General features: G+C 68.4%; 20 protein-coding genes and 1 pseudogene. 4 read left to right on the top strand and 17 right to left on the bottom strand.

Annotation, left to right across the window (positions count from 1 at the left end; translation table 11 throughout):
• Positions 1-6: 6 nt before the first annotated feature.
• Positions 7-642 (bottom strand): isochorismatase family protein, encoded by a 636-nt coding sequence (locus ABZY89_RS21405; protein WP_355230431.1) that lies wholly within the window; start codon positions 640-642, stop codon positions 7-9.
• A 109-nt stretch (positions 643-751) separates the two neighbouring features.
• On the opposite strand from ABZY89_RS21405, the pseudogene ABZY89_RS21400 reads away from it, so the two are divergent.
• A pseudogene (locus ABZY89_RS21400) lies at positions 752-1624 on the top strand (helix-turn-helix domain-containing protein); the annotation flags it as partial.
• 47 nt (positions 1625-1671) lie between these two features.
• On the opposite strand, the gene ABZY89_RS21395 reads toward ABZY89_RS21400, so the two are convergent.
• The 3 genes from ABZY89_RS21395 to ABZY89_RS21385 form a co-directional block, all read right to left on the bottom strand.
• On the bottom strand, positions 1672-3999 hold the full coding sequence (locus ABZY89_RS21395) for an FdhF/YdeP family oxidoreductase (protein ID WP_355230429.1): 2328 nt from the start codon (positions 3997-3999) through the stop codon (positions 1672-1674).
• A 23-nt stretch (positions 4000-4022) separates the two neighbouring features.
• The gene (locus tag ABZY89_RS21390) at positions 4023-5837 is read right to left on the bottom strand and encodes a BCCT family transporter (RefSeq protein WP_355230427.1); all 1815 of its coding nucleotides are present in this window, start codon (positions 5835-5837) and stop codon (positions 4023-4025) included.
• 130 nt (positions 5838-5967) lie between these two features.
• Complete coding sequence (locus tag ABZY89_RS21385) at positions 5968-6423, bottom strand: RidA family protein (RefSeq protein ID WP_355230481.1); 456 nt, start codon at positions 6421-6423, stop codon at positions 5968-5970.
• Positions 6424-6560: 137 nt separating this feature from the next.
• Between ABZY89_RS21385 and ABZY89_RS21380 the strand changes: the two genes are divergently transcribed.
• Positions 6561-7823: an anthranilate synthase component I family protein gene (locus tag ABZY89_RS21380; protein ID WP_355230426.1), complete on the top strand. Its 1263-nt coding sequence runs from the start codon at positions 6561-6563 to the stop codon at positions 7821-7823.
• A gap of 78 nt (positions 7824-7901) precedes the next feature.
• A complete protein-coding gene (locus tag ABZY89_RS21375; protein ID WP_355230424.1) occupies positions 7902-8576 on the top strand; it encodes a GntR family transcriptional regulator in 675 nt (224 codons plus the stop codon).
• Between the two features lie 11 nt (positions 8577-8587).
• On the opposite strand, the gene ABZY89_RS21370 is transcribed toward ABZY89_RS21375, so the two are convergent.
• The 3 genes from ABZY89_RS21370 to ABZY89_RS21360 all read right to left on the bottom strand — a co-directional run bounded on the left by ABZY89_RS21370 (position 8588) and on the right by ABZY89_RS21360 (position 12074).
• Positions 8588-9754 (bottom strand): hybrid-cluster NAD(P)-dependent oxidoreductase, encoded by a 1167-nt coding sequence (locus ABZY89_RS21370; protein WP_355230423.1) that lies wholly within the window; start codon positions 9752-9754, stop codon positions 8588-8590.
• A gap of 19 nt (positions 9755-9773) precedes the next feature.
• Positions 9774-11024: an aromatic ring-hydroxylating dioxygenase subunit alpha gene (locus tag ABZY89_RS21365; RefSeq protein WP_355230421.1), complete on the bottom strand. Its 1251-nt coding sequence runs from the start codon at positions 11022-11024 to the stop codon at positions 9774-9776.
• Between the two features lie 267 nt (positions 11025-11291).
• The gene (locus ABZY89_RS21360) at positions 11292-12074 is read right to left on the bottom strand and encodes an IclR family transcriptional regulator (protein ID WP_355230419.1); all 783 of its coding nucleotides are present in this window, start codon (positions 12072-12074) and stop codon (positions 11292-11294) included.
• 236 nt (positions 12075-12310) lie between these two features.
• On the opposite strand from ABZY89_RS21360, the gene fdhA reads away from it, so the two are divergent.
• Complete coding sequence (gene fdhA, locus ABZY89_RS21355) at positions 12311-13522, top strand: formaldehyde dehydrogenase, glutathione-independent (RefSeq protein ID WP_355230417.1); 1212 nt, start codon at positions 12311-12313, stop codon at positions 13520-13522.
• A gap of 59 nt (positions 13523-13581) precedes the next feature.
• On the opposite strand, the gene ABZY89_RS21350 is transcribed toward fdhA, so the two are convergent.
• From ABZY89_RS21350 to glyA, 10 genes are all read right to left on the bottom strand, one after another.
• Positions 13582-14913, bottom strand: a complete 1332-nt coding sequence (locus ABZY89_RS21350; protein ID WP_355230416.1) for a folylpolyglutamate synthase/dihydrofolate synthase family protein — start codon at positions 14911-14913, stop codon at positions 13582-13584.
• Positions 14910-15764, bottom strand: a complete 855-nt coding sequence (locus ABZY89_RS21345) for a methylenetetrahydrofolate reductase (RefSeq protein ID WP_355230414.1) — start codon at positions 15762-15764, stop codon at positions 14910-14912. Before ABZY89_RS21345 ends, ABZY89_RS21350 begins: the two co-directional genes overlap by 4 nt.
• Positions 15761-16645, bottom strand: a complete 885-nt coding sequence (gene folP, locus ABZY89_RS21340; RefSeq protein ID WP_355230412.1) for a dihydropteroate synthase — start codon at positions 16643-16645, stop codon at positions 15761-15763. Before folP ends, ABZY89_RS21345 begins: the two co-directional genes overlap by 4 nt.
• A 76-nt stretch (positions 16646-16721) precedes the next feature.
• Complete coding sequence (locus tag ABZY89_RS21335; protein ID WP_355230410.1) at positions 16722-17606, bottom strand: bifunctional methylenetetrahydrofolate dehydrogenase/methenyltetrahydrofolate cyclohydrolase; 885 nt, start codon at positions 17604-17606, stop codon at positions 16722-16724.
• Between the two features lie 30 nt (positions 17607-17636).
• Positions 17637-19010: an L-serine ammonia-lyase gene (locus ABZY89_RS21330; RefSeq protein WP_355230407.1), complete on the bottom strand. Its 1374-nt coding sequence runs from the start codon at positions 19008-19010 to the stop codon at positions 17637-17639.
• Positions 19010-19666 carry a sarcosine oxidase subunit gamma family protein gene (locus ABZY89_RS21325; protein WP_355230405.1) on the bottom strand — a complete coding sequence of 219 codons (657 nt, stop codon included), beginning with the start codon at positions 19664-19666 and terminating at the stop codon, positions 19010-19012. Before ABZY89_RS21325 ends, ABZY89_RS21330 begins: the two co-directional genes overlap by 1 nt.
• The gene (locus ABZY89_RS21320) at positions 19659-22568 is read right to left on the bottom strand and encodes a sarcosine oxidase subunit alpha family protein (protein WP_355230403.1); all 2910 of its coding nucleotides are present in this window, start codon (positions 22566-22568) and stop codon (positions 19659-19661) included. The genes ABZY89_RS21325 and ABZY89_RS21320 overlap by 8 nt, the downstream gene beginning before the upstream one ends.
• Positions 22565-22855: a sarcosine oxidase subunit delta gene (locus ABZY89_RS21315; RefSeq protein ID WP_355230401.1), complete on the bottom strand. Its 291-nt coding sequence runs from the start codon at positions 22853-22855 to the stop codon at positions 22565-22567. The genes ABZY89_RS21320 and ABZY89_RS21315 overlap by 4 nt, the downstream gene beginning before the upstream one ends.
• Positions 22856-22867: 12 nt before the next feature.
• Entirely contained in the window at positions 22868-24085 is a 1218-nt protein-coding gene (locus ABZY89_RS21310; RefSeq protein ID WP_355230399.1) for a sarcosine oxidase subunit beta family protein, read from the bottom strand.
• The gene (gene glyA, locus ABZY89_RS21305) at positions 24085-25380 is read right to left on the bottom strand and encodes a serine hydroxymethyltransferase (RefSeq protein WP_355230397.1); all 1296 of its coding nucleotides are present in this window, start codon (positions 25378-25380) and stop codon (positions 24085-24087) included. The genes ABZY89_RS21310 and glyA overlap by 1 nt, the downstream gene beginning before the upstream one ends.
• Positions 25381-25388: the final 8 nt, after the last annotated feature.

Here is a 25388-nt window from a genome sequence, read left to right as displayed (position 1 = left end):
GAGCCCTCAGCCGGCGAACGCCGCGCGGCCCTGCAGGGCGGAGGTGCCGAGGTCGCTCTTGGCGAGCGGCTTCCGGTCAGTGACCGCTTCTGTCCAGGCCGCGGTGGTGGCGACCGCGGCGAAGTTGGAGTGCAGCAGGACGAGCAGGGTCTGGTGGAGCTGGTCGGCCGAGACCTTGCCGGCCTCGTTGGCCAGGTGGATGGCGCCGCTCGCGTCGGAGAGGATCTCGGCGGCCAGGCCGAGCTCCTCGGCGCTCACCGCCGTGGCGATGTCGCAGTTGTTGGTCATGAAGCCGACGATGGTGATGGTGTCGACGCCCTGCTCGGCCAGCCACGCCGCGACGCCGGTGCCCGCGAAGACGCTGCTCTTGTCCTTGGTCACGCGCTTCCAGGACGACTTGACGCGCCGCTCGATCTCGGGGTGCAGGGTCGAGCTGTGGCTTCCGGCAGCGAAGACCGGAGAGCCCTCGGGCAGCTCGTGCCGGACGACGACCACGGGAAGGCCCTCGCGATCGGCGACGTCGAGTGCTTCCGCGATGTTGGCGAGCGCCTGCTCGCGGTCCGGGGACTGGATCTGCAGGATCCCGTCGAAGTACTCCTGCTGGACGTCGACGACGATCAGGGCGCGGCGGGGCGTGGTCATGACTGGATTCCTCTGTTCGGGGTGGCGTTGGCGTTCCCCTTCACTCTGGCCGCTGTGAAGCGCTACCGTGAGTGGCACAAATGACGACTTACGATGAGATCGGGCCAGGATGCGCATCGCCGTACACGCCTTCGACGGCATCACCATGTTTCACCTCGCCGCACCCTTGATGGTCTTCGGCGAGGTCGGCCGCCTGGGCCTGGCCGAGGGATGGGATCCCGTGGTGTGGACCGAGGACGGACACGGCGTACGAACGGCCGAGGGACTGCGAGTCGACGACGTCGCCGGCCCCGATGTCGTCGAGGACGCGGATCTCGTGGTCCTGCCGTCGTGGCCGAGCGACCTCCGGCCGGCCGGTGCCGCCCTGACCGGCAGGATCCGTGCCGCGCAGGCACGGGGCAGTCGCATCGCGGGCCTGTGCCTGGGCGCGTTCCCCGTCGTCGACAGCGGGGTGCTCGACGGACGAGATGCCGTCACCCACTGGGGCGCGGTCGACGAGCTGGCCCGCCGGCGGCCGGCCGTCACCGTCATTCCGGCAGCGCTCTACCGCGATCACGGCGACGTACTCACCTCAGCCGGCACGGCATCGGCCATCGACGCCTGCCTGTCGATCGTACGCACCCACCTCGGCTCCGCCGCGGCAGCCAGCGTGGCCCGCCACCTCGTGGTCGCGCCCCATCGCGAGGGCGACCAGGCCCAGTACGTCGACCGCCCCATGCCCGAGTCAGGAGGTGTGGGCGACCTCGGACCGACGATCGACTGGGCCCTCGCCCACCTCGACGAACGGCTCCACGTCGACGACCTGGCAGCCCACGCCCGGATGAGCCGGCGCAACTTCACCCGCCGCTTCGCCGAGGTCACCGGCACCACGCCCGCGCGCTGGGTCCTGACCCGTCGCCTCGACGAAGCGCGCCGTCTCCTCGAGACCACGACCTGGCCCATCACCCGCATCGCCGAAGCGTGCGGGTTCAGCAGCGCCGTGACGTTCCGGCAGAACTTCGCCACGGCATTCGCGACGACACCCACCTCCTACCGCAGGCGGTTCGCCCCCTCTGCCGATGTGGCGAGCTCCAAGCGCACCACGACGCCCTTCGAGGTCGGGGTGTTGCTGCCCTCGGCAACGCTGTCGAGCGGCACGAGCACGTTGGTCTCCGGATAGTACGCAGCCGCCGAACCCCGGCTCGCCGGATAGGCGACCAGGGTGAATCCCGGGGCGCGCCGCTCGACACCGTCCTCCCAGACCCCGACGATGTCGACGCGGTCACCGTCGGCCAGACCCAGCTCGGCGATATCGGCCGGGTTGACCATCACGATTCGGCGGGCGTTGTGGATGCCGCGGTAACGGTCGTCCATGGCGTACGGGATGGTGTTCCACTGGTCGTGAGAGCGCAGGGTCTGCAGGATCAGATGACCCGGCGGGGCCTGCAACCACGTCAGGTCGTTGCGCGTGAAGACGGCCTTGCCGCTCGGTGTGCGATAGACGCCGGAGTTCACCGGGTTCGGGAGAACGAACCCGGTCGGATTCTTGATCCGCTCGTTGAAGTCCTCGAACCCCGGCACCACTCGTGCGATCCGATCGCGGATCCGGCCGTAGTCCGCCTCGAAGTCCGCCCAGCGGATGCCGTACCGGCCGCCGATCGCGGCCCGTGCCAGGCGCGAGATGATCGCGACCTCGCTGAGGAGATGCTCCGAGGCGGGCTGGAGCTTGCCGCGAGTGGCGTGTACGGAGCTCATCGAGTCCTCGACGGTGACGAACTGCTCACCACTGGACTGGACGTCGATGTCGCTGCGGCCCAGCGTGGGCAGGATCAGCGCGGTCTCCCCGACCACCGTGTGCGAGCGGTTCAGCTTGGTGGAGACCTGGACCGTCAAGCGGCAGTTCCTCAACGCGGCCTCGGCGACGTCGCTGTCCGAGATCGCCCGGACGAAGTTGCCGGCGACGCCGACGAAGACCTTCGCCTTCCCGTCGCGCATCGCCCGGACGCCGTCCACCGAGTCGTACCCGTGCTTGCGCGGTGGGTCGAACCTGAACTCGGCACCCAGTGCGTCGAGGAAGGAGTCGGGCATCTTCTCCCAGATGCCCATCGTCCGGTCGCCCTGGACGTTGGAGTGACCGCGGACCGGGCAGACCCCGGCCCCGGGCTTGCCGATGTTGCCCCGCAGCATGAGGAAGTTGACCACCTCGCGGATCGTCGGCACGCCGTGCTTGTGCTGGGTCAGCCCCATCGCCCAGCAGACGATGACCGAGCGGCTGGCCAGCACCTGCTCGTGGACCGCCTCGATCTCCTCGCGGGTCAGGCCGGTGGCCTCGAGCGCAGCCTCCCAGGTGATGGTGCGGGCGTGCTCGGCGAAGGCGTAGAACCCGGTCGTGTACTCCGCGATGTACTCCCAGTCCAGCACTCCGCCGCCCTCGGCCCGGTCGGTCTCGAGCAGGCGGCGGTTGAGCATCTGGAACAGCGCGAGGTCGCCGCCGGGGCGGATCTGCAGGAACTGATCCGCGATCTGGGTGCCCCGGCCCACCACTCCGCGGGCCTTCTGCGGGTTCTTGAACCGCATCAGTCCCGCCTCGGGAAGGGTGTTGACCGCGATCACCTTGCCGCCCCGCTGCTTGGTCTCCTCCAGCGCTGACAGCATCCGCGGATGGTTCGTGCCCGGGTTCTGGCCGACCACGAACACCAGGTCCGCGTTGTAGATGTCGTCGAGCTGGACGCTGCCCTTGCCGATCCCCAGCGTCTCGCTGAGCGCCGAGCCGCTCGACTCATGACACATGTTCGAGCAGTCGGGCAGGTTGTTGGTGCCGAACGCGCGGGCGAAGAGCTGGAGCAGGAACGCGGCCTCGTTGTTGAGCCGCCCCGAGACGTAGAACATCGCCTCGTCGGGAGAGTCCAGGCCGTTGAGCTCCTGGGCGACGGTCTGGAAGGCGTCCTCCCAGGTGATCGGCTCATAGTGCGTCGCACCTGGCCGCTTGACCATCGGTTCCGTCAGCCGGCCCTGCTGGTTGAGCCAGTAGTCCGACTTGCCGTCCAGCTCCGAGACCGGGTGACGCGCGAAGAACTCGCGCGTCACCCGGCGCGACGTCGCCTCGTCGGCGATGTGCTTCGCACCGTTCTCGCAGTACTCGTTCCGGTGCCGGTGACCCGGCTCGGGCCACGCACACCCCGGGCAGTCCATCCCGTCGGCCTGGTTGAGGTTCAACAGCGTCAACGCCGTACGCCGTACCGATGTCTGCGTCAGCGAATACTCGATCGCCTTCCGCACCGCCGGCAAGCCGGCGGCCCAGGTCTTCGGCTCGGTGACACTGAGTGCCTCCACCGGCTCTTCCACGGAGTACGCGCCGTCCGCGTCTCGCTTCACCACACCCGTTCCCTTCGAGACTCGAGCTAGCTGGCCGACCTGGGCAGCTCGGCCTCCTCGTCATCGGCCAGTTCGTCGGCCGATTCGTTGGCCGATCCAGCGACCGATTCGTCGGCGGGCGCATCGGGATCACGGGAGACCCGGATGACGAAGTCGTCACCGTGCTCCGAGACCCCGTAGACAACGGCCTGCTCGACGGCTTTGGAGGCGTACTGGGCACGCACCACGAGTGGGTCCTCCCGAAGGTCCTTCACCAGCGATACGCACAGCCCGACCATGACGACGACGAACGGGACCGCCGCCACGATGGTGATGGTCTGCAGGCCGCTCAACGCGTCGGAACCGCCGACCAGCAGCATCACGGCAGCGACCGCGCCCGTGGCAACACCCCAGAAGATCACCGTCGGCCTGCTCGGTTCGATGGATCCGCGCTCGGAGAGCGTGGCCATGACGATCGAGGCCGCGTCCGCTCCTGAGATGAAGAAGAGCGCGACCAGGATCATGACCACGACGCTTGCCACCGTCGCGAACGGGAACGACTCCAGGGTCGTGAACAGCTGGGTCTCGACGCCGCCCGCACCGGCGATGTCCACACCGCCCAACTGCAGGTCGAGAGCCGCCCCGCCGAAGATCGCGAACCAGGCCAGGCTGACCAGCGACGGGACGAGGAGCACGCCCGTCACGAACTGGCGAATGGTGCGGCCCCGCGAGATCCGCGCGATGAACATTCCGACGAACGGCGTCCACGAGAGCCACCAGGCCCAGTAGAAGACCGTCCAGCCCGACAACCAGGTGGCGGTCGCAGACCCTTCGGCCGAGGTTCGCGCCGACATCATCGCAACCTCTTGGAAGTAGCTTCCGACAGTTGTCGGGACCAGGCTGAGGATGAACACGGTCGGACCGGCGACGAAGACGAACAGGGCCAGTCCGACGGCGAGCACCATGTTGATGTTCGAGAGCCACTGGATCCCCTTGGCGACGCCGGAGACCGCGGAGAAGACGAACCCGACCGTGAGGACGGCGATGATCGCGACCAGGATCCCGTTGCCCGTCGTGCCGAGCCCGCCGACGATCTCCAGGCCGCTGCGGATCTGGAGCGCCCCCAGGCCCAGCGACGCGGCCGACCCGAAGAGCGTCGCGAAGATCGCGAGCATGTCGATGACCTTGCCGCCGGCGCCGCGGGCGTGGCGCCCGAGAATGGGCTCGAACACCGAGCTGATGAGCAGACCGCGGCCCTTGCGGAAGACGCTGTAAGCGATCGCCAGCCCCACCAGGGCGTAGATCGCCCAGGGGTGGATTCCCCAGTGGAAGAGGGTGGTTGCCATGGCCGTCTGGATCTTCTCGGACTGACCATCGCCGACAGAGCCCGGCGGAGGTGCGACGAAGTGGCTGACCGGCTCGCTGACGCCGTAGAAGATCAGGCCGATCCCCATTCCGGCGCTGAACATCATCGTGATCCACGAGACCGTACGGAACTCGGGTTCCTCGCCGTCCCTGCCGAGCGGGATGTTCCCGAACTTGCCGAAGGCGAGCCACAGTACGAAGCCGACGAAGGTCGATGCCGCGGTGACGAAGAGCCAGCCCAGGTTGGCCATCACCCAGGACAACGACTTCCCTGAGACCGACGCCAGCGACTCCGTGCTGACGAAGCCCCAGACCAGGAAGCCGATCGCGATGACCGCGGTCACTCCGAAGACGACGCGATCAAGACCACCGGCATCCTTGGCGGGCTCCTCAGGAGGACAGTCGAGGGCCGGATGGGTCGGGCTTCCGTTCTGGCCGACGGATTTGTGGCGCGGCGCTACCGGGGAAAGGTCTCCGCGACGTGCAGAGGATCTCATGACGCACTCCGATCAAGAGCTCTTGGGATGAGCAGCATCTGTCGGTGCCAGAGAGGCTCCGGGTGGCGGCACGACAGTGGGGCGCTACGCGGCCAGACGCTGATATACTAGTTACCTTATCTGTGATGCATCACACAAGGCAAGGGTCGATCTCGACGACGAGTTCGACCTCCACCGGGGCGTCCAGAGGCAGGGCCGAGACCCCGATCACGGAGCGCGCATGTCGCCCCGCATCGCCGAACACCCGACCGAGAAGCTCCGAGGCACCATTGGCGACCAGGGCCTGATCCGCGAAGAGGGTGCCGGAGGCGACATACACGACGACCTTGACGATTCGCTTCACCTGCCCGAGGTCACCGATCTCCGACTTGATCGCGGCGAGAGCGTTGAGCACGCACCATTGCGCACAGGTCTGGCCGTCGGCGACGCCAAGAGCGTCACCGACCCTGCCCGTGGCGAGGAGCTCGCCCTCCCGGATCGGCAGCTGCCCTGAAGTGAAGACGAGCGTTCCCGCGCGCACCGCGGGAACAGGAGCCACGGCGGGCGCCGCCTCACGAACAGACAGACCGAGCCCGGCCAGCGCCATGCTCTGCCCCGACACGGTCGCATTCGACCCCCGAGGACTCAGCAGCCGCAGTACCCGGCCCGAACGATCCGCCATACCCAGACACTAACACTGATATACTAGTTGTCGTTAGTGTGACTTTTAGAGAGCTGGCGCACATGCACGGCCACGAGATGACCGCCGAGAAACGGTTCGCCGAGATGGCGAACCGCCAGCGCCGCTGCTTCTGGCTGGACTCAGGGCCCGGTCAGACCTCCCGGTCGATCATGGTGGCCTTGCGCGACGACGACATCTCCCTCACCTACGACGCCGGGCGAGGTGAGGTGCTTCGTCACCGCGCCGGAGATGTCAGCCAGGTCGGCACGGACATCTTCACGGTCCTCGGGGACGAGCTCGCCCGCACGCCCGAGGACGAGATCTGGGTGGGCTACTTCGGCTATGCATGTCGTCCGGATCTACCGGCCAGGACAGGTCTCGCGGGCGACCCCGCGATGCCTGACGCGATCTGGATGCGCACCCGCAACACGATGATCGTCGACGAGCCGCTCGCGCGCCCGGCCCACCGCACCGCACGAGTCCTCCCCGCGCAGTCCGTGAGCGCCGCCCCGACCGCCTACACGCGCGCCTTCGACGAGGTGCAGCGGGAGCTGCGGGCCGGCAACACGTACGAGGTGAATCTGACGCACCGGATCGAGGTGCAGGACGCCATCGACCCGGCCGTCGCGTACCTGCGCCTTCGCGACCTCAACCCGGCTCCGTACGCCGGTTTCATCCAGCATCACGGGTTCCGGCTGCTCAGCTCCTCACCCGAGCGCTACGCCACGATCGACCGGAACCGGTGGATCGAGACCCGGCCGATCAAGGGCACCACCCCGCGCGGCACGTGCGCCGCCGAGGACGAGGAGCTGCGCCGGGACCTGGCGTCGAACCCCAGGTTCCGCGCCGAGAACTTGATGATCGTCGACCTCCTCCGCAACGACCTGGCGATGGTGTGCGACCCCGGCACGGTGACGGTTCCGTCGTTGATGGCGGTCGAGTCCTACGCCTCGGTGCACCAGCTCGTGACGACCGTACGCGGCCGGCTGCGTGACGACGTCACCGGCATCGAGGCGCTGCGCTCCCTCTTTCCGGCCGGCTCGATGACGGGTGCGCCGAAGCTGCGGACCATGGAGATCATCCGCCGCGTGGAGACCACTCCGCGCGGCGTGTACTCCGGTGCCTTCGGATGGATCGCACCTGACGGCCGGGCGGATCTCGGTGTCGCGATCAGGAGTCTCACCACCACAGGCAACGGCACCTGGGAGCTCGGCACCGGCGGCGGGATCACCGTCCATTCGACAGCTCAGGACGAGTACGCCGAGACAGGCTGGAAGGCCGAGCGGCTCCTGCAGGTGTTCGGCACGCCGTTGCGATGTAACTGATGTATCAGACTAAGATGGTAAAGGCGGCAGAAGATCTGTTGCCGACGATCCGGAGCGGACAAGTGGGGCAAGAACTCAATGACAGTTGACGAGATTCTGGCAGCAACGTCGGATCCCCCCGCCACCTCGCTCGCCGATCAGGCCTACCGATACATCCGCGAGCGCCTGGTGATGCTCGACATCCGTCCGGGGGCGCCGATCAACGACGGCCAGATCGCAGAGGCGATCGGCATGGGGCGTACTCCTGTCCGGGAAGCGATCAAACGGCTCGAGGCCGATCACCTGGTCCACTCCTTTCCGCGCCGCGGCACCTTCGCCACGACCATCGACGCGACCGAGCTCAGCGCGATCGCCGAGATCCGGCGCCAGCTCGCCCCGTACGCCGCCCGCGCGGCCGCGGAACGCGCGACGACACAGCAACGTGAGCAGATGCGCGACCTCGCCGCCCAGATCAGCAAGGGCAAGCTGGGCGACGGAGATCGCACCTCCCTGATGCGCGTCGACAAGGCGGCGCACGGCCTGATCTACCAGTCGAGCGGCAACGCCCACCTCGAGGACATCCTGATCAGGTACGACAACCTCGCCATCAGGATCTGGTGGATGGTGATCGATCGCCTGCCCGACCTGGCCCACCACGTCCTCGAGCAGGCGCAGCTCCTCAGCGCGGTCGCGGACGGTGATGCCGACCGCGCCGAGAAGCTCACCCTCGAGCACATCGGCAGCTTCGAGAGCGAGATCCGCCAGGTTCTCTGACGCTCCGTGCCTCAGCAGTCCAACTGGATGTCACCCAGAGGCTTCGAGCAGCAGATCAGCACCTTCTGGTTGGCGATCTCCTTGGGCCGGATGCCGCCGTTGTGCTGCATGTCGACCTCCCCGGAGAGCATCGACACCTTGCAGGTCCCGCACATGCCCTGACCGCAGGCCGCCATCGGCCGCATGCCGGCCGCCATCGCCGCCTCCAGGATGGTCTCGTCCGGGCCACAGGTGATCATCCGGCCGCTGCGCGCGAACTCGACCGAGAACCCGGTTCCGACCCCCTCCTCGGAGTCCTGCTCGACGGGCGGTGCCGTCGACGGAGCAGGGACCGCGGGAGCGCCGAAGTCGAAGCTCTCCTCGTGGTACTTCTCCATGCCGTAGCCGAGCTCTTCGAGCAGCGACTTCGCCGCCGCCATGTAGCCCGCCGGACCGCAGATGAACGTCTCACGCTCGTTGAGGTCAGGGGCCAAGATCTCGAGCACCGGCTTGGAGATGCGTCCCTGCAGCCCCATCCAGCGCTCGGTGGGGGCATCGCCCTCGCAGATCTCCACGACTCGCAGGTTGGGCATCAGGCGTGCCATCGCCTCGAGCTCGCCGCGGTAGATGATGTCGGCCGGCGTACGCGCACTGTGCACGAAGAGGATGTCCGCCTCGGAGCCGAGGTCGTACAGCGTCCTCGTCATCGACAGCACGGGGGTGATGCCGCTGCCGGCCGAGAGGAAGAGGTACTTCGACGCGTCCTCCTCCGGCAGGACGAACGCACCTGCCGGAGCGTGCATCGAGATCCAGGCCCCGGGCTCGAGGTTGTCGTGGAGCCAGTTCGAGACCACACCGTCGGGGACCCGCTTGACCGTGATGGCCAGCCGGTCGGGCCTGGTCGGCGGCGAGGCGATCGTGTAGCAACGGGTCATCAGCTCGCCGTCGATCTCGACCCGGATGGTGATGAACTGGCCCGCCTCGAAGTCGAAGGGACGTCGCTCGGGGGTCGTGAAGACGAAGGTCTTCACGTCATGGGTGACCGCCAGAACCTGGCTGCACACCAGGTCCATCACGTCGCTCTCGGCCCAGCAGGGCTCCAGCATCCGCCGGCTGCGCACGGGCGCCGGGCGGCCGTTCTGCAGACCGAACGAGTTGGGCTCCGACACCTTGGGGATGTCGGTCTCCATGATGGTCATGTTTCCTCCCGAACTCCGGCTAGGCACTGGCTTGGATGCGTTGGACGTACCAGGTGACGAAGGCATCGACTTCACCCTCGACCACGGAGTACGGACCAGGTACGTAGCCCGGGTCCGCCACTCCTCGCTGCGTGCCCTCGACCAGGACGCGGTCTTGGTCGTTGGTGGCACGCCAGACGGAGGTGAGCGACTCGACCGAGTAGTCGACCCCTTCGACAGCCTCCGGGTTCACCAGCCAGGTCGTCCGGACCAGCGTCCGGTCGACCGCCAGCGGGATCACCGAGAAGACGACAGCGTGGTCACCGAGGAAGTGGAACCACGAGTTGGGCTGCATGTGCAGCGACAGGTCTCCGAACCTGGGGTCCTCGATGGAGCCCATCAGCTTCGCGCAGAGCTGCTGCCCGTCAGGACCGAACGAGGCCCCTGCGCCGTCGAGCGGCAGGTGCGAGAGCTGGAACGCCGTCGTACGACCCTCGAGCTCGCAACGCTCCTCGTGCGGGAAGCCGATCGCGTCGCGGGCCTTCTCCAGCTCCGCCTGCGCCTCCTGATAGCGGTCGAAGACCGACTGCATGCGCGGTGGCACGTCCGCGGCTTCGTAGCGGCTGATCGGGAAGTACGCCGTCACCAGCTCCGGGTGGGAGGCGTCGCAGTGGTGGCACTCCCGGTTGTTCTCCATCACCAGCTTCCAGTTGCCCTCCTCGACGATGTCGGTCTGGTGGGCGACCTTCGCCGAAGCGAGCGAGTACGGCTTCAGGTAGGGCTCGATGAACTCGCTGACCTCGTCGAAGTCGGTCGGCGGCTCGTCGGAGAGGCAGAGGAAGATCAGGCCGCCGACCGCTCGGACGTTCACCGGCTTGAGCCCGAACTTGTCGTACTCGAAGGTGTTCGCCTGCGACTCGGCGAAGATGAGGCTGCCGTCGACCCGGTAGGTCCACTGGTGGTAGGGACACACGATGTTGCCGATCGAGCCGCACGCGGACTCGAGCAGTCGTGATCCACGGTGCCGGCACACGTTCCTGAAGGCGCGAACGTTCTCGTCGTCGTCTCGAACGACGATCACGGAGTGGGCGCCGACATCGATGGTGACGTAGTCACCCGGGTCCGGGATCTCCGCCTCGGCGACAGCGAAGATCCAGTGCTGACCGAAGATGACGTCGAGATCCTGCTCGTAGATCTCCGAGCTGATGTAGAAGGGCGCCTCCAGGCTGTAGCCGGATGCTCGCCTGTCCGCCAGGGACGCCAGCTCCACCGGCGTCGTTTCGATGCTCATACGCGTCACGTTGATGTCTCCCACGCTCAAACCGGGCAGATTCCGGGTTCAGATACGGCGGTCCGCCAGACGGCGGTTGTTTCACTCTGCACAACTACTGCGTAGCGTGAAACGATTCTGCCGCGCTGAAGAAGACGCTGTCAACGGGTCGATCTGGATTCGTCCGCAGGATTTACGCGGGCTTTACGACGTACGCGGAGTGGCCCGCATGCACGAGGCATGCGGGCCACTCCGAGGGTGCCGGTTCGTCGCCTCGGCAGGCGCGGATCACTCGGCCTTGGGGAAGCCGTTCCGCTCGGAGATCGCAGCAGCGGCGGCAAGCACATGCTCAGCCAGCTCGGGCACCTTCTCGGAGGTGATGCGGAACGACGGGCCCGAGGCCACCACCGCGGCGATCACCCCGCCACCCAGGGAACGGATCGGCGCGGCCACGCCGGCGAGGCCGATCTCGTGCTCGTCGACCGAGTAGGAGTAGCCCAGCTTCCTGACCTCGGCGAGCTGCTCCTCGAGCCTGGCCGGATCGATCACGGTCTCCTCGGTATAGCGCTCCAGCCCACCCTCGACGATCTCCCGACGGTCCTCCGGCGACATGGTCGCCAGGAAGACCTTGCCGGAAGCAGTGGTGTGCAGGGGGCTGCGCTGCCCGACCCAGTTCACCGAGGTGATCTCGGCGCTCCCGATCACCTGGTCGATCGTGATGGCCTCCTCGCCGTCGTTGATGACGATGTTTACGGTCTCGCCGACCGCGTCGGCCAGCGCCATACAGATCGGGCGACTCGTGACCGAGATGTCGTGCTTGCGGGTCGCACCGGCGGCCAGCTGGATGACGCCATAGCCGAGCTGATAGTGCCCCCGGCTCGCGTTCTGCTCCACCAGCCCGCGCGCCTCGAGGGTGGCCAGCAGACGGAAGACCGTGGACTTGTGCACACCCAATTCCTCGGAGATCGGTGTGACTCCGACAGCCCCCCGACGGGCGAGCACCTGGAGGATGGAGATGGCTCGGTCCACTGAGTGAACGGTCGTGCTCCGTGTTTCGCTCGTGTTGCTCATGCTGAAACAGTATGCCTCCTTGTCAGATCCTCGCCTTCGCCCCTACTGCCGAGTAGCCGCGGCGCGAGCAACGAGACACCTCCGCAAGAGCTCTGAAAACGGTCGAAACAGGGTCTTGATGCCGACGCCACCGACGGTCTACGTTGTTTCATATAGCGCTCTTGTTTCGCTATGAGAAACATCCCCGCAACTGAGCAAGCCGGACGCCCCCATCCGGGGCAGGAAGAAGAGACGCCATGGCAGACAACAGAGTCGTCGTCTACAAGGGGCCGGGCGAGGTGGCCGTCGAGTCCATCGAGTACCCGAAGCTGGAGCTCCCCCAGGACGTCGTGAGCGGCCTGGGCATCAAGCGCGCCGCGCCGCACGCGGTGATCCTCAAGCTCGTGACCAGCAACATCTGCGGTAGCGACCAGCACATGGTGCGCGGCCGGACGACCGCCGCCGTGGGTCAGACGCTCGGCCACGAGATCACCGGCGAGATCGTCGAGATCGGCGACGACGTCCTCTTCCACGAGGTGGGCGACATCTGCTCGGTCCCGTTCAACATCGCGTGCGGTCGTTGTCGTATGTGCAACGAGGGCAAGACCGGCATCTGCCTCAACGTGAACCCCGCGCGGGCCGGCGCGGCGTACGGCTATGTGGACATGGGTGGCTGGATCGGTGGCCAGGCGGAGTACGTCATGGTCCCGTTCGCCGACTTCAACCTGCTGAAGTTCCCCGACCGGGACCAGGCCCTGGAGAAGATCCTCGACCTGACGATGCTCTCCGACATCTTCCCGACCGGCTACCACGGCGCCTACACCGCCGGCGTCACCACCGGCTCGACTGTGTACGTGGCAGGCGCAGGCCCGGTCGGGCTCGCCGCGGCGTACTCAGCACAGCTGCTCGGTGCCGCCACGGTCATCGTCGGCGACATGAACGCGGACCGGCTCGAGCAGGCTGCCAGCTTCGGCTGCGCGACCGCGGACCTCTCCTCCGGTGACGCCCTCGCGGACATCATCGCGGACATCGTCGGTGAACCCGTCGTGGATGCGGCGATCGACGCGGTCGGGTTCGAGGCCCGTGGCCACGGCCGAGACGCCGCCGAGCAGCCCGCCACCGTCCTCAACGACATCATGGACGTGGCGCGCGCCGGCGCCTCCCTCGGCATCCCCGGTCTGTACGTCACCGGCGACCCCGGCGCCGTCGACGATGCGGCCAAGCAGGGGCAGATCGGCGTCCGGCTCGGCCTGGGCTGGGCGAAGTCGCACACCTTCGTGACCGGCCAGTGCCCGGTCAAGCAGTACAACCGCCAGCTGATGAACCTGATCCTCGCCGACAAGGCCCACATCGCCGACGCCGTCAATGCGAAGGCCATCAGCCTCGACGAGGCGCCGGAGAGCTACGCCGCGTTCGACCAGGGCGCGGCCACCAAGTACGTCATCGACCCGCACGGCATGGTGCGCTGACGCAACCGGGCAGCCGGACGGTCCTGCCCCTGGCCACATCGGCCAGGGGCAGGACCGTCTCACCTACCCAACAGGTGGCGCGCTTCCCCCACGGTGACGACAGAGCCCGTGACCAGCACCTGAGCCGGGTCTCCACCCTCCTCGGAGAGAGCCGAGGCCGCTCTGGCGGCCTCGCGGAGGGCGTCGGCGAGGTCGTCGATCTCCACGACCCGATCCGCGCCAATCACTCCGCGCGCCGCAGCGGCGGTGTCGCGGGACGACAGCGACCTCGGGCTGCTGTTCCGGGTGCAGATCATCATCGACACCACAGGCTCGAGCTCGGCGAGCATGCCGTCGAAGTCCTTGTCGCCCATCGCAGCGACCACGGCGACCGTCTGCCGGCGGCCCAGATCGGACAGGGCGGTGGCCAAGGCCCGGGCACCGTCGGGGTTGTGGGCTGCGTCGAGGATCACCGCGGGCGTGCCGGGCAGCACCTCCAGCCGCCCGGGCGAGCGGGCCGAGCCGAGCGCCCGTCGCAGTGCGTCCAGCGGGATCACGTCTTCCAGGAGGGCTTCGACGCTCGCGATGGCAAGCACCGCGTTGTGCGCCTGGTGGCGGCCGTGAAGTGAGAGCGGGACCTCGGGATAGTGACCGGCGAGGCCGTTGACCGAGATGATCTGACCATCGCTGAACGCTCGTCTGCCGCTCAGGCGGAAGTGACGGCCTTCGACCATGAGCCGCGCGAGATGCGCATCGGCATGGGCTCGGAGGAGCTGCTCGACATCTGGGGTCTGCCGAGATGTGACGGCCAGCGCACCCGGCCTGATGATCCCGGCCTTCTCGGCCGCGATGTCGAGCCTCGTCGGCCCCAGGTGATCGACATGGTCGAGGCCGATGGGGAGGATCGCGGCGACCGGAGCGTCGATGACGTTCGTCGCATCCCACATGCCGCCCATACCGACCTCCACCGCGGCGACGTCGATGGCCGCCGTCGAGAACGCCTGGTAGGCCATGGCGACCGTCATCTCGAAGAACGACAGCGGAGTGGGACTCTCGCGGTCCACGGCCTCGGCCGCGGGCAGCACATCGCGGTAGGCCCGGACGAAACCATCCTGCGGGATCGGCCGGCCGCCGATGCTGATCCGTTCCCGGATGTCGGCGAGATGGGGGCTGGTGAACCGGCCGACCGTCGAGCCCAGCTCGAGGAGGATGGCCTCCACCATCCGCGCGGTGCTCGTCTTGCCGTTGGTTCCGGTGATGTGAATCGACCGGTAGTCGCGTTGTGGCCGGCCGAGCGCGTCCGTCACCGCCCGGATGCGCTCGAGGGACGGGGCGATCCTGGTCTCGGGCCAGCGGGCGAGGAGCCGCCGCTCCACCTCCTCGACGTCGAGGTCGAGGCCGGTGCCGGTCACTGGGGTCCTCCGCCGAGGCGCGCCAGCAGGTCGCGGCGCCAGGCCTCGGTCTCGGCGACCTGGTTGAACGTGAACAGATGCAGACCGGTGATCGCGGCCTCCGGCTTGTCCAGCGCCGGCGCCGCACGGGTGAGGAACCGCTCCGGCGAGTAGCCCCCGGGCGCGGCGATGCGCGCGAACATGCCCTTGTTCTTGGCGAGGAACCTCGTCGACTCCCCCACCCCGATCTTGGTCGCCATGGTGAGGAGCTTGGCGCGCTCGACCGGGCCGGGCAGCCCTACGATGATCGGTGTCGTGACCCCGCGGGCGCGGACGCGGCGTACCCAATCGGTGAGGGCCCTGTCGTCGAAGGTGAGGTTGCTGACGATCTCGGTGGCGTGGTGGCGCTTGTCCCACATCGCCTGGACAAGGCGGTCGTGGATGATCGTCGGATGGTCCTCCGGATAGCCGGCGACACCGACGTGACTGAACGGGTCGCCGAGGTCGACGAGCGCCTCGAGGAGCTCCAGCGCGCTGGGGAACGCTCCCGGCTGCTCGGCGTCGCCGGCGGGCACGAAGACCTTGTCGATGCCGGCCGCCTTCAGGCGACCGACGATGTCGGCGAGCTCGGCCCGGCCCGAGACCATCCGCGCGGCGAGATGGGGTACGACCTCGTACCCGTGCCCGGCGAGGCGGATGGCGAGGTCCACGGTTCGATCGAGGCCCTTGGCCGGGGAAGCGGTCACCGTGACGGTTCGGCCGACCGGAAGAGACCTGGCGACGACCTCTTCGATCGTCGCAGTGGGCAGGACCTCGTAGCGGGCGTCGAGCAGCAGCCTCCGTACGGTCACAGCGGCCGAGCGACGACTCATCGCCGTCCTGCCCGAGCCCCGACCACGTCGGCTGCGACCGCAGATCCACGCAGGCGTGCGGCCACCCTGGAGGCGGCAGCGGCACCGGACACCGAGTGCACGCGCACACCCCAGGCGCCTTCCGCGGCAGCGATGGCGGCCACGGCGTCCGACGCCTCGTCCCGGTCGGCCGGGACATCCGGGTCACGCCGTCCGTACGTGGCCTCCTCGGTGAGGAACCGCTTGCGGGAGGCTCCGACGAGGAGAGGGAAGCCGAGGTCTCTCAGCGTGCTGAGGGACGCGAGCAGCTCCCAGGACTGAGCGCTGTTCTTCGCGAACCCCAGACCGGGGTCGAGGACGATGCGCTCGGGACGTACGCCGGCGTCGAGTGCGGCATCGACCCGGTCGCGGAGCTCGGCGCACACGTCATCGACGACCGAGCCGTAGAAGCAGAAGTCGTCCATCCGCATGGAGTGGGCGCGCCAGTGCATGAGGACGCAGGTGACCTCCGCCTCGGCCAGGAAGGGCAGCATCCTGGGGTCGGCGAGCCCGCCGGAGACGTCGTTCACGATGACGGCCCCGGCCTCGACGGCTCGCTGGGCGACCGAGGCGCGCATGGTGTCGACCGAGACCGGCAACCCCTCCCGGGCCAGGGCCTCGACCACCGGGATCACGCGGGCGATCTCCTCGGCCGCGTTGACCCGCTGGGCACCGGGCCGGGTGGACTCGCCGCCGACATCGAGGAGGTCGGCGCCGTCGCGCATGAGCTCGAGGCCCCTGCGTACGGCTGCGTCGACGTCGAGGAACCGGCCGCCGTCGGAGAACGAGTCGGGGGTGACGTTGATGATGCCCATCACCTGACAGCGCCGATCTGCCTCGGTGAGCAGCTGCGTGGCACTCATGCCGCCACGCCCGTAGCGCAAGCGCCATCATACGGGCGCGGCGGCCTGAGCCTTGTGGTCGCTCGCTGGCGCTCGCTCATGTCAGCGCCCCGGCGATCGCCTCCCTGGCAGCCAGATGCTGTTCGGCGATCTCGACGATGTTGGTCAGCAGCATGGCGCGGGTCATGGGTCCGACCCCGCCGGTGGCACCACTCATCTTGCCCGCGACGACGTCCACGTTCGGATCGACGTCGCCCAGGATGCCTTCGATGGTGCGGGTGATCCCGACGGACAGGACCGTGGCGCCGGGGCTGACCCAGTCGGGCTTGACCAGGTGAGCCACACCCGCCGCGGCGACGATGACGTCCGAGGCCCGGGCGTGTGCGGCGACGTCACGCGTCTCGATGTTGCACAGCGTGACGGTGGCGTGCTCGGTGGGGCGGGTGAGCATGAGCCCGAGCGGCCGGCCGACGGTCAGACCGCAGCCGATGACACAGAACCGCTGTCCGGTGATCGGTACGTCGTGCTGCCTCAGGAGCTCGATGATCCCGCGCGGGGTGCACGGCAGCGGAGCAGGAGTGCCGAGCACCAGCTTGCCGAGGTTCGTGGGGTGGAGCCCGTCGGCATCCTTGTCCGGGTCGATGAGCTCCAGGACCCGATGGGTGTCGACGTGGGGCGGCAGGGGCAGCTGGACGATGAAACCGGTGCACGTCGGATCGTCGTTGAGCTGTTGCACCGCTGCCTCGATCTCGGCCTGCGATGCGCTGGCAGGGAGCTCGATCCGGATCGAGGCGATGCCCACCTCGGCGCAGTCGCGGTGCTTGCCCGCGACGTAGGAGCGGGAGCCGGGGTCGTCACCGACGAGGATGGTGCCGAGGCCGGGGTCGATCCCGGCCTCGTGCAGTGCCTTCACCCGCACGGCGAGCGCGGTCTTCAGATCAGCAGCGATGCGCTTGCCGTCGATCTTTGCTGCGGTGGTCATGCACTTCTCCTTCTCGCGAGACCGGGGACGTCAGCATTCGATGACGTTGACGGCGAGGCCTCCGCGGGAGGTCTCCTTGTACTTGATCTTCATGTCGGCTCCGGTCTCGCGCATGGTCTTGATCGCGGCGTCGAGAGAGACCCGGTGGCTGCCGTCGCCGCGAGCGGCGATGCGGGCGGCGTTGATGGCCTTGTTGCTGGCGATGGCGTTGCGTTCGATGCAGGGAATCTGCACCAGGCCACCGACGGGGTCGCAGGTGAGCCCTAGGTTGTGCTCGATGCCGATCTCGGCCGCGTTCTCCACCTGCTCCGGGGTGCCTCCGAGCACTTCGCACAGGGCTCCGGCAGCCATGGCGCAGGCAGAGCCGACCTCGCCCTGACAGCCGACCTCGGCGCCGGAGATCGACGCGTTGATCTTGAACAGGATCCCGACCGCGGCGGCGGCGAGGAGAAACCGCACGATCCCGTCCTCGTCGGCGCTGGGCACGAACTTCTCGTAGTAGTGGAGTACGGCCGGGACGATGCCCGCCGCACCGTTGGTCGGCGCGGTCACGATCCGTCCGCCCGACGCGTTCTCCTCGTTGACGGCGAGGGCGAAGAGGTTGACCCAGTCCATCGCTCTGAGCGGGTCCGTCTCGTCCGTGGATGCCTGGAGGTGGGTGTAGAGACCGGGGGCACGCCGGGGAACCTTCAACCCGCCGGGCAGCGTGGGTTCGGTGCGGGTGCAGCCGTTGCGCACGCACTCCTGCATGACCGACCAGATGTGCAGCAGCTCGGCACGCACCTCCTCCTCGGTACGCCACGCCAGCTCGTTGGCCATCATCACGTCGCTGATCCGTTTGCCTGACTCGGCGCAGACCGCGAGCAGCTCGGCCCCTGTGGTGAACGGGTACGGGATCGGGGTCGCGTCCTCGACGATCCGATCGGCGCCGGCTGCCCGCTCGTCCACGACGAAACCGCCACCGACCGAGTAGTAGGTGCTCTCCAAGAGCACGTTCGTCTCGGCGTCGTACGCGCGGAAGATCATGCCGTTCGGGTGCGCCGGAAGGGTCTTGGTGCGGTGCATGACGACGTCGTCGGCGTCGAACTCGATGCCCTGGGCGCCGGAGAGCCGCAGGCGCCGAGTGGCTCGGACCTCGGCAACGCGAGCGTCGGCTCTGTCGGTGTCGACGGTCTCGGGCCGGTTGCCCTCGAGCCCGAGGATCACGGCCTTGTCGGAGCCGTGACCGTGACCGGTGGCACCGAGGGAGCCGAACAGCTCCACCTGGGCACGGGCGACGGCGTCGAGCAGTGAGCCGGCCTTCAGGGCATCGATGAACTGCGCCGCCGCGCGCATCGGGCCGACCGTGTGGGACGACGACGGTCCGATGCCGACGGAGAACATGTCGAACACGCTCAGCGCCATCAGCCGGATCCCAGGCGCTGTGTCGAGCTTGTCGAGATGACCTTGAACTCGGCCATGGCGTCGATCAACCAGCGGCCCAGGTAGTCGGCGTACGAGGCACGCGGGAGGATCCGGTAGGAGTCCGTGTCGACCTTCCAGAGGATCACCGGAACACGTCCGATGGTGCTGGCGACCGCCGTGCCCGGCGTGAACGCCCTCGGGTGGAGGTCGAGCGGACAGCCCTTCTCGAGGACCGCCTGCGCGGAAGCTCCCTCGAGCCGGAAGGTGGTGCGGTTGGCCGACAGGTCGACGACCGCGGCACCGCCTCCCGAGACGCCTGCGCGGAGGTAGGACACCAGGGTGGACCCGGCCACGTTCTGCGAGATGACCAGGTACTCGTCGGGCGAGAGCCACAGGATGACCACGTCGTGGCCGGTGGCGACCTCGCCGCATCGTCCGGGGAGCTCGGCGCCGAGGATCTGGGCCAGGCGCGCCCGGTCGGGCGAGCCGATCGGCACCCGCAGACCCACCATGGTGAGGAACTGCTCCTCACGCACCCGCACCCCGAAGGCACCCGACACGCCGGCGTCGACGAAGTCGCCGTGGAGGTGCTGGGCCGGGCTGACGCGCAGAGCGGAGATCTTCTTGTCGAGCGGCTCGATCGTGGTCTCAACCATCGCGGCGGCTTCCTTCCGGGTCGTAGAGGACGGTTTCAGCGACGACGACGTCGACCAGTCGGTCCCCGACCGGTGCGACGAGGGTCTGGCCGATGCGGTTGCGGCCATCCTTGATGAGCGCCAGGGCGAACGAGCGCCCGAGCGCGGCACTGTGGTAGCTAGAGGTCACGTGCCCGAGCATCGGCACTGGTCCGTCGGCGGGGGTGATCGGCGTACCGGACTCGACCAGCTGGGTGCCCTCGGGCAGCCTGAAGCTCTTGTCGACGGGCAGCACCGAGACGAGGTGCTTCCGGTCCGTGCGTGCGGTGTCGGCCCGGTTGTAGGACCGCTTGCCGACAAAGTCCTTCGCCTTGGAGACGATCCACTCCATGCCGGCGTCCTGGGGCGTGACCGTGCCGTCGGTGTCCTGGCCGACGATCGGGTAGCCCTTCTCCGCCCGGAGCACATGCATGGTCTCGGTGCCGTACGGGGTGATCGCCCACTCCTGGCCGGCGGCGTGGATCTCCTCCCACACGTGCTGTCCGAACCAGGTCTCGACATTGACCTCGAAGGCGAGCTCTCCGGAGAACGAGATCCGGCACACCCGCGCCGGGACGCCCGAGGCGAGCGTCGTCTCGCGGAACGTCATGAACGGAAAAGCCTCGTTGCTGACATCGAGCTCCGGAGCGATCTTGGCGATCACCTCCCGTGACTTGGGGCCGACGACGGCGATGGTGGCCCACTGCTCGGTCACCGAGGTGAAGCTGACGTCCAGGGTGGGCCACTCGGTCTGGTGCCACTCCTCGAGCCAGTCGAGGACCTTCGCGGCGCCACCGGTGGTCGTCGTCATGAAGTAGCGGCCCTCCTCGATGCGGAGCGTGACGCCGTCGTCGAAGATCATCCCGTCGGGCGTGCACATGACGCCGTAGCGCGCGGATCCGGGGGCGAGCTTCTTGAAGGCGTTGGTGTAGATCCGGTTGAGGAACTCCCCGGCGTCACTCCCCCACACCTCGATCTTGCCCAGGGTGGTCGCGTCCATCATGCCGACGGACTCGCGGACGGCGGCGCACTCGCGGAGAACGGCCTCGTCCAGGGACTCGCCGTTCTGCGGGTAGTACCACGGCCGCAGCCACTGCCCCACGATCTCCATCTCGGCGCCGTGCGCGACGTGCCAGGGATGGATCGACGTCAGCCGGGCCGGGTCGAACAGGTCACCCCGCTCGCGGCCCGCGAGAGCGACGAACGGGACCGGAGCGTACGGAGCGCGGTACGTGGTCGTGCCGATCTCGCCGGGGCTGCGACCGTCGTTGAGCGCGGCGGCGATGACTCCTATGGCGTTGACTCCGGACGTCTTGCCCTGGTCGTTGGCGGTGCTGATGGAGGTGTAGCGCTTGATGTGCTCGACGCTGCGCATGCCGGCTCCGGTCGCACGCAGTACGTCGTGCACGGTCTGGTCGCGCTGGAAGTCGACGAAGTGGTCGACGAGGTCGTCGAGCGGAACGCCGGCCTCGGCGGCGAGCCACAGAGCGCGGGTGGTGCCGTCACCTGTCGCCGCGGGAAGCGGCCCGGTCGGGGCCTCGGCCTCGCCGATGAAACCGGCGGCAAGCAGCGCCGTCGCTGCCGCATGCCGCCCCTCGGCGAGACACGCATCGAGGGTGTAGCTGCCCCGGGCCGACCCCACGATCTGCTGACCGGCGACTACGCCATCAGGGACGAACCCGGCCAGGTCCTCGTCCCAGCGGACCTTGCCCTGCCGCTGGCTGTGCAGGTGGACCACGGGGCTCCATCCGCCGGCGACGGCGACGACGTCGCAGGCGATGTCGCGCCACTCGCCGACCGCGACGCCGTCGGCGTCGACGGCCGACACCGTGGCGGCGGTGACCCTCGGGTCACCGTCGGTGTCGAGGACCGCGGAGCCGAGGATGACCTCGATGCCGGCGGCTTCGGCGCGGCGGGCGGCGTCGGACTGCTCGGCGCGAGCATCGACGACGGCCGCGACGGCGACTCCGGCCTCGGTCAGATCGGCGGCAACCTCGTAGGCGCTGTCGTTCGTGGTCGCGAGCAGGACCCGTGCGCCTGCGGCCACGCCGTACCGGTTCAGGTATGTGCGGACCGCGGAGGCGAGCATGACGCCGGGGCGGTCGTTGTTGCCGAACACCAGGGGACGCTCGTGCGCGCCGGTCGCGATGACGACCTGCTGCGCCCGGATGTGCCAGAGCCGCTGGCGCGACAGCCCCGTGAGCGCCTCCTTGGCGGACGCGTCGAGGTGGTCCAGCCGGCTCTCGAGCGCGATCACGTAGTTGGCGTCGTAGCTGCCGAAGGCGTTGGTCCGGGTGAGCACGGTGACCTCGGGGGCAGCCGCGAGCTCCTCGGTGGCCCCACGCAGCCAGGTGTCGCTGTCCACGCCGTCGATGCTGAGACCGCGCCTGGAGAGAAGCGACCCGCCGAGTTCGGGCTGGTCGTCGATGACGATCACCCGAGCTCCGGATGCGGCGGCGGTGCGGGCCGCGGTGAGCCCGGCCGGGCCGGCTCCGATGACGAGGACGTCGGTGTGGACGTACAACTTGTCGTAGATCGCGGTGTCGTCGGCGGGGTCGAGGTCGCCGAGGCCGCTGAGGTAGTCGGCCTCGAGCCCGTCGACGAGCTCGACGGTCGTGGCGGGAAGCATGGACTCGGTCACCGAGTCGCCGGGACGCCTCAGCTTGACCAGCGCGTTGGACTCCTCGAGCCCGGCGGCGAGGACGCCGCGAGGACGCTGTCGGTACAGCGAGGGGCCACACTCGAGCACGCCGTTGGCGATCAGTGCCGAGGCGAGGGTGTCACCGGCGTGGCCGGCGTACTCCTGGCCGTCGACGCTGAAGGTGAGGCGGGTGGATCGGTCGATTCGGCCGCCGTCTGCGAGGCGGTGCGACGTCGTGCTCACTGCGGGCCTCCATCCAGGGTGGGACGCGGTTCGCCGGCGCGGTAGACGGCGGCGATGCGGTAGGTGACGGTGTCGCGAAGGACGTTGAACCACTTGCGGCAGCCGGAGCTGTGGACCCAGCGCTCGGCGAAGATGCCCTTGGTGTTCTCGCGGTAGAACAGGTAGCGACCCCACTCCTCGTCACTGAGGGTGTTCGGGTCCTCCGGGTAGGGGACGTGGGCTTGGCCGCCATAGTGGAACTCGGTCTCGTCGCGGGACCCGCAGTTGGGGCAGCTGATGAGAATCATCGTCGGCTCCTTTCAGTGGGCCACGGCGGCTGCGCCGTGCTCGTCGATGAGGGCACCGGTGCTGAATCGCTCCAGTGCGAACGGTGCGTTGTACTCATGGGGCTCGTCGTGGGCGATCGTGTGCGCCATCGTCCAGCCGGCACCCGGCGTGCCCTTGAAGCCGCCGGTGCCCCAGCCACAGTTCACGTAGAGCTGGTCGATCGGCGTCTTGCTCACGACCGGCGATGCGTCCGGCGTGACGTCGACGATGCCACCCCAGGTCCTGAGCAGATGCGCGCGGGCGAAGATCGGGAACAGCTCGACGGCAGCTGCCATCTGCTCCTCGATCACGTGGAACCCGCCGCGCTGGCCATAGCCGTTGTACGCATCGACGCCGGCACCCATGACCAGCTCGCCCTTGTGGGCCTGGGAGACATAGACGTGGACGTGGTTCGACATCACCACGGTGGGGTGGACCGGCTGATGGAGCTCGGAGACGAGCGCCTGGAGCGGGTGGGACTGGATCGGCAGGTCGAAACCGGCCATCTCGGCGAGGACGCTGGAGTGCCCTGCTGCGCACAGCGCGACCTTGCCGGCGGCGATCGTGCCTCGGCTCGTCTGTACGCCGACCACCCGGTTTCCGTCCTTGACGAAGCCGGTCACCTCGCAGTCCTGGATGAGGTCGACGCCGAGCTCGTCTGCCTTGCGCGCGAACGCCCAGGCGACGTGGTCGTGCTTGGCGATGCCCGCGCGAGGCTGGTAGGTCGCGCCGAGGACCGGATAGCGGATGTTGTCGCTGACATTGATGATCGGGCAGACCTCCTTCACCTGGTCGGCGTCGAGCCACTCCGCGTCGATCCCGTTGAGGCGGTTCGCCTCGCAGCGCCGCACCGAGTCGCGTACGTCCTGCAGCGTGTGGGCGAGGTTGAGCACGCCGCGCTGGCTGAAGAGGAAGTCGTAGTCGAGCTCCTCGGGGAGCACCTCCCACTGCTTGAGGGAGTGCTCGTAGATCGCCGCGGACTCGTCCCACAGGTAGTTGGACCGGATGATCGTCGTGTTCCGCGCCATGTTGCCGCCCGCGAGCCAACCACGCTCGAGGACCGCGACGTTCGTGATGCCGTGGTTCTTCGCCAGGTAGTAGGCCGTCGCCAGGCCGTGTCCGCCGCCGCCGATGATCACGACGTCGTAGGAGGACTTGGGCTCCGGGTTGCGCCAGAGGAAGTCGGGGTGCTCGGGCAGCAGGTCTGCCATCACTCGGCTCCGTTCGACTCGAGGAGGTGGGGGTAGAGCGGGTGCTTCTCGGCGAGGTTCGTGACCCGGCTGCGCAGGGCGTCGGCCGTCTCTTCGGTGAAGTCGTCCTTCAGCGCGGCCGCGATGATGTCGGCCACCTCGCTGAAGTCGGTGTCGCCGAAGCCGCGGGTGGCGAGCGCGGGCGTGCCGATCCGCAGGCCGGAGGAGACCATCGGCGGACGCGGGTCGAACGGGACGGCGTTGCGGTTGACCGTGATGCCGATGCGGTGGAGGCGGTCCTCGCCGTCCTGACCGTTGAGCTCGGAGTCGCGCAGGTCGACCAGCACGAGGTGGACGTCCGTGCCACCGCTGACCACCGAGATGCCCGCAGCCGCGACGTCGTCGGCGAGCAGCCGCTCGGCGATGATGCGGGCACCACGGAGCGTACGTTCCTGGCGCTCGCGGAACCCGGGCTCCGCGGCGACCTTGAAGGCGACCGCCTTGCCGGCGATGACGTGCTCGAGCGGCCCACCCTGCTGGCCGGGGAAGACCGCGGAGTTGATCTTCTTGGCGACGGCGGGGTCGTTGGTGAGGATGACGCCACCGCGCGGGCCGCTCAGGGTCTTGTGCGTGGTCGAGGTGACGACGTCGGCGAACGGGACCGGGTTCGGGTGGAGGCCGGTCGCGACCAGGCCGGCGAAGTGCGCCATGTCGACCATGAGCCGGGCGCCGACCAGGTCCGCGATCCGGCGGAACTCCGCGAAGTCCAGCTGCCGGGGGTAGGCGGACCAGCCGGCGACGATCAGCTTGGGCCGGTGCTCGAGGGCGAGGCGCTCGACCTCGGCCATGTCGATCAGGAAGTCCTCGCGGCGGACCTCGTACGGCACGACCTGGTAGAGGCGTCCGGAGAAGTTGAGCTTCATGCCGTGGGTGAGGTGGCCACCGTGGGCCAGCGAGAGGCCGAGGATGGTGTCGCCGGGCTCGAGGAGGGCGAACATCGCGGCGGCGTTGGCCTGGGCACCCGAGTGCGGCTGCACGTTGGCGTACTCCGCGGAGAACAGCGCCTTGAGGCGGTCGATGGCGAGCTGCTCGATGACGTCGACATGCTCACAACCGCCGTAGTAGCGGCGGCCGGGGTAGCCCTCGGCGTACTTGTTGGTGAGAACCGATCCTTGAGCCTCCATCACGGCGGCGGGAGCGAAGTTCTCCGAGGCGATCATCTCCAGCGTCGTCTGCTGGCGGCTCAGCTCGGCGTCGATCTGCTCGCTGACCTCGGGATCGAGGTCTGCGAGCGAGGCGGTCAAGACGTCAACCACGATGAACT

The organism is Nocardioides sp. NPDC006303 (assembly GCF_040613175.1).
In the GTDB taxonomy this organism is placed as follows: Bacteria; Actinomycetota; Actinomycetes; order Propionibacteriales; family Nocardioidaceae; genus Nocardioides.
The sequence above is the reverse complement of the archived record's forward strand: the minus strand, read 5'-3'. Positions and strand labels throughout refer to the sequence as shown.

Bases quoted from the DNA above. Each gene is read 5' to 3' on its own strand.
- ABZY89_RS21405 (WP_355230431.1), bottom strand. From the start codon at position 642: ATGACCACGCCCCGCCGCGCCCTGATCGTCGTCGACGTCCAGCAGGAG.
- ABZY89_RS21390 (WP_355230427.1), bottom strand. From the start codon at position 5,837: ATGAGATCCTCTGCACGTCGCGGAGACCTTTCCCCGGTAGCGCCGCGC.
- ABZY89_RS21385 (WP_355230481.1), bottom strand. From the start codon at position 6,423: ATGGCGCTGGCCGGGCTCGGTCTGTCTGTTCGTGAGGCGGCGCCCGCC.
- ABZY89_RS21380 (WP_355230426.1), top strand. From the start codon at position 6,561: ATGCACGGCCACGAGATGACCGCCGAGAAACGGTTCGCCGAGATGGCG.
- ABZY89_RS21375 (WP_355230424.1), top strand. From the start codon at position 7,902: ATGACAGTTGACGAGATTCTGGCAGCAACGTCGGATCCCCCCGCCACC.
- ABZY89_RS21370 (WP_355230423.1), bottom strand. From the start codon at position 9,754: ATGACCATCATGGAGACCGACATCCCCAAGGTGTCGGAGCCCAACTCG.
- ABZY89_RS21365 (WP_355230421.1), bottom strand. From the start codon at position 11,024: ATGAGCATCGAAACGACGCCGGTGGAGCTGGCGTCCCTGGCGGACAGG.
- ABZY89_RS21360 (WP_355230419.1), bottom strand. From the start codon at position 12,074: ATGAGCAACACGAGCGAAACACGGAGCACGACCGTTCACTCAGTGGAC.
- fdhA (WP_355230417.1), top strand. From the start codon at position 12,311: ATGGCAGACAACAGAGTCGTCGTCTACAAGGGGCCGGGCGAGGTGGCC.
- ABZY89_RS21345 (WP_355230414.1), bottom strand. From the start codon at position 15,764: ATGAGTCGTCGCTCGGCCGCTGTGACCGTACGGAGGCTGCTGCTCGAC.
- folP (WP_355230412.1), bottom strand. From the start codon at position 16,645: ATGAGTGCCACGCAGCTGCTCACCGAGGCAGATCGGCGCTGTCAGGTG.
- ABZY89_RS21335 (WP_355230410.1), bottom strand. From the start codon at position 17,606: ATGACCACCGCAGCAAAGATCGACGGCAAGCGCATCGCTGCTGATCTG.
- ABZY89_RS21330 (WP_355230407.1), bottom strand. From the start codon at position 19,010: ATGGCGCTGAGCGTGTTCGACATGTTCTCCGTCGGCATCGGACCGTCG.
- ABZY89_RS21325 (WP_355230405.1), bottom strand. From the start codon at position 19,666: ATGGTTGAGACCACGATCGAGCCGCTCGACAAGAAGATCTCCGCTCTG.
- ABZY89_RS21315 (WP_355230401.1), bottom strand. From the start codon at position 22,855: ATGATTCTCATCAGCTGCCCCAACTGCGGGTCCCGCGACGAGACCGAG.
- ABZY89_RS21310 (WP_355230399.1), bottom strand. From the start codon at position 24,085: ATGGCAGACCTGCTGCCCGAGCACCCCGACTTCCTCTGGCGCAACCCG.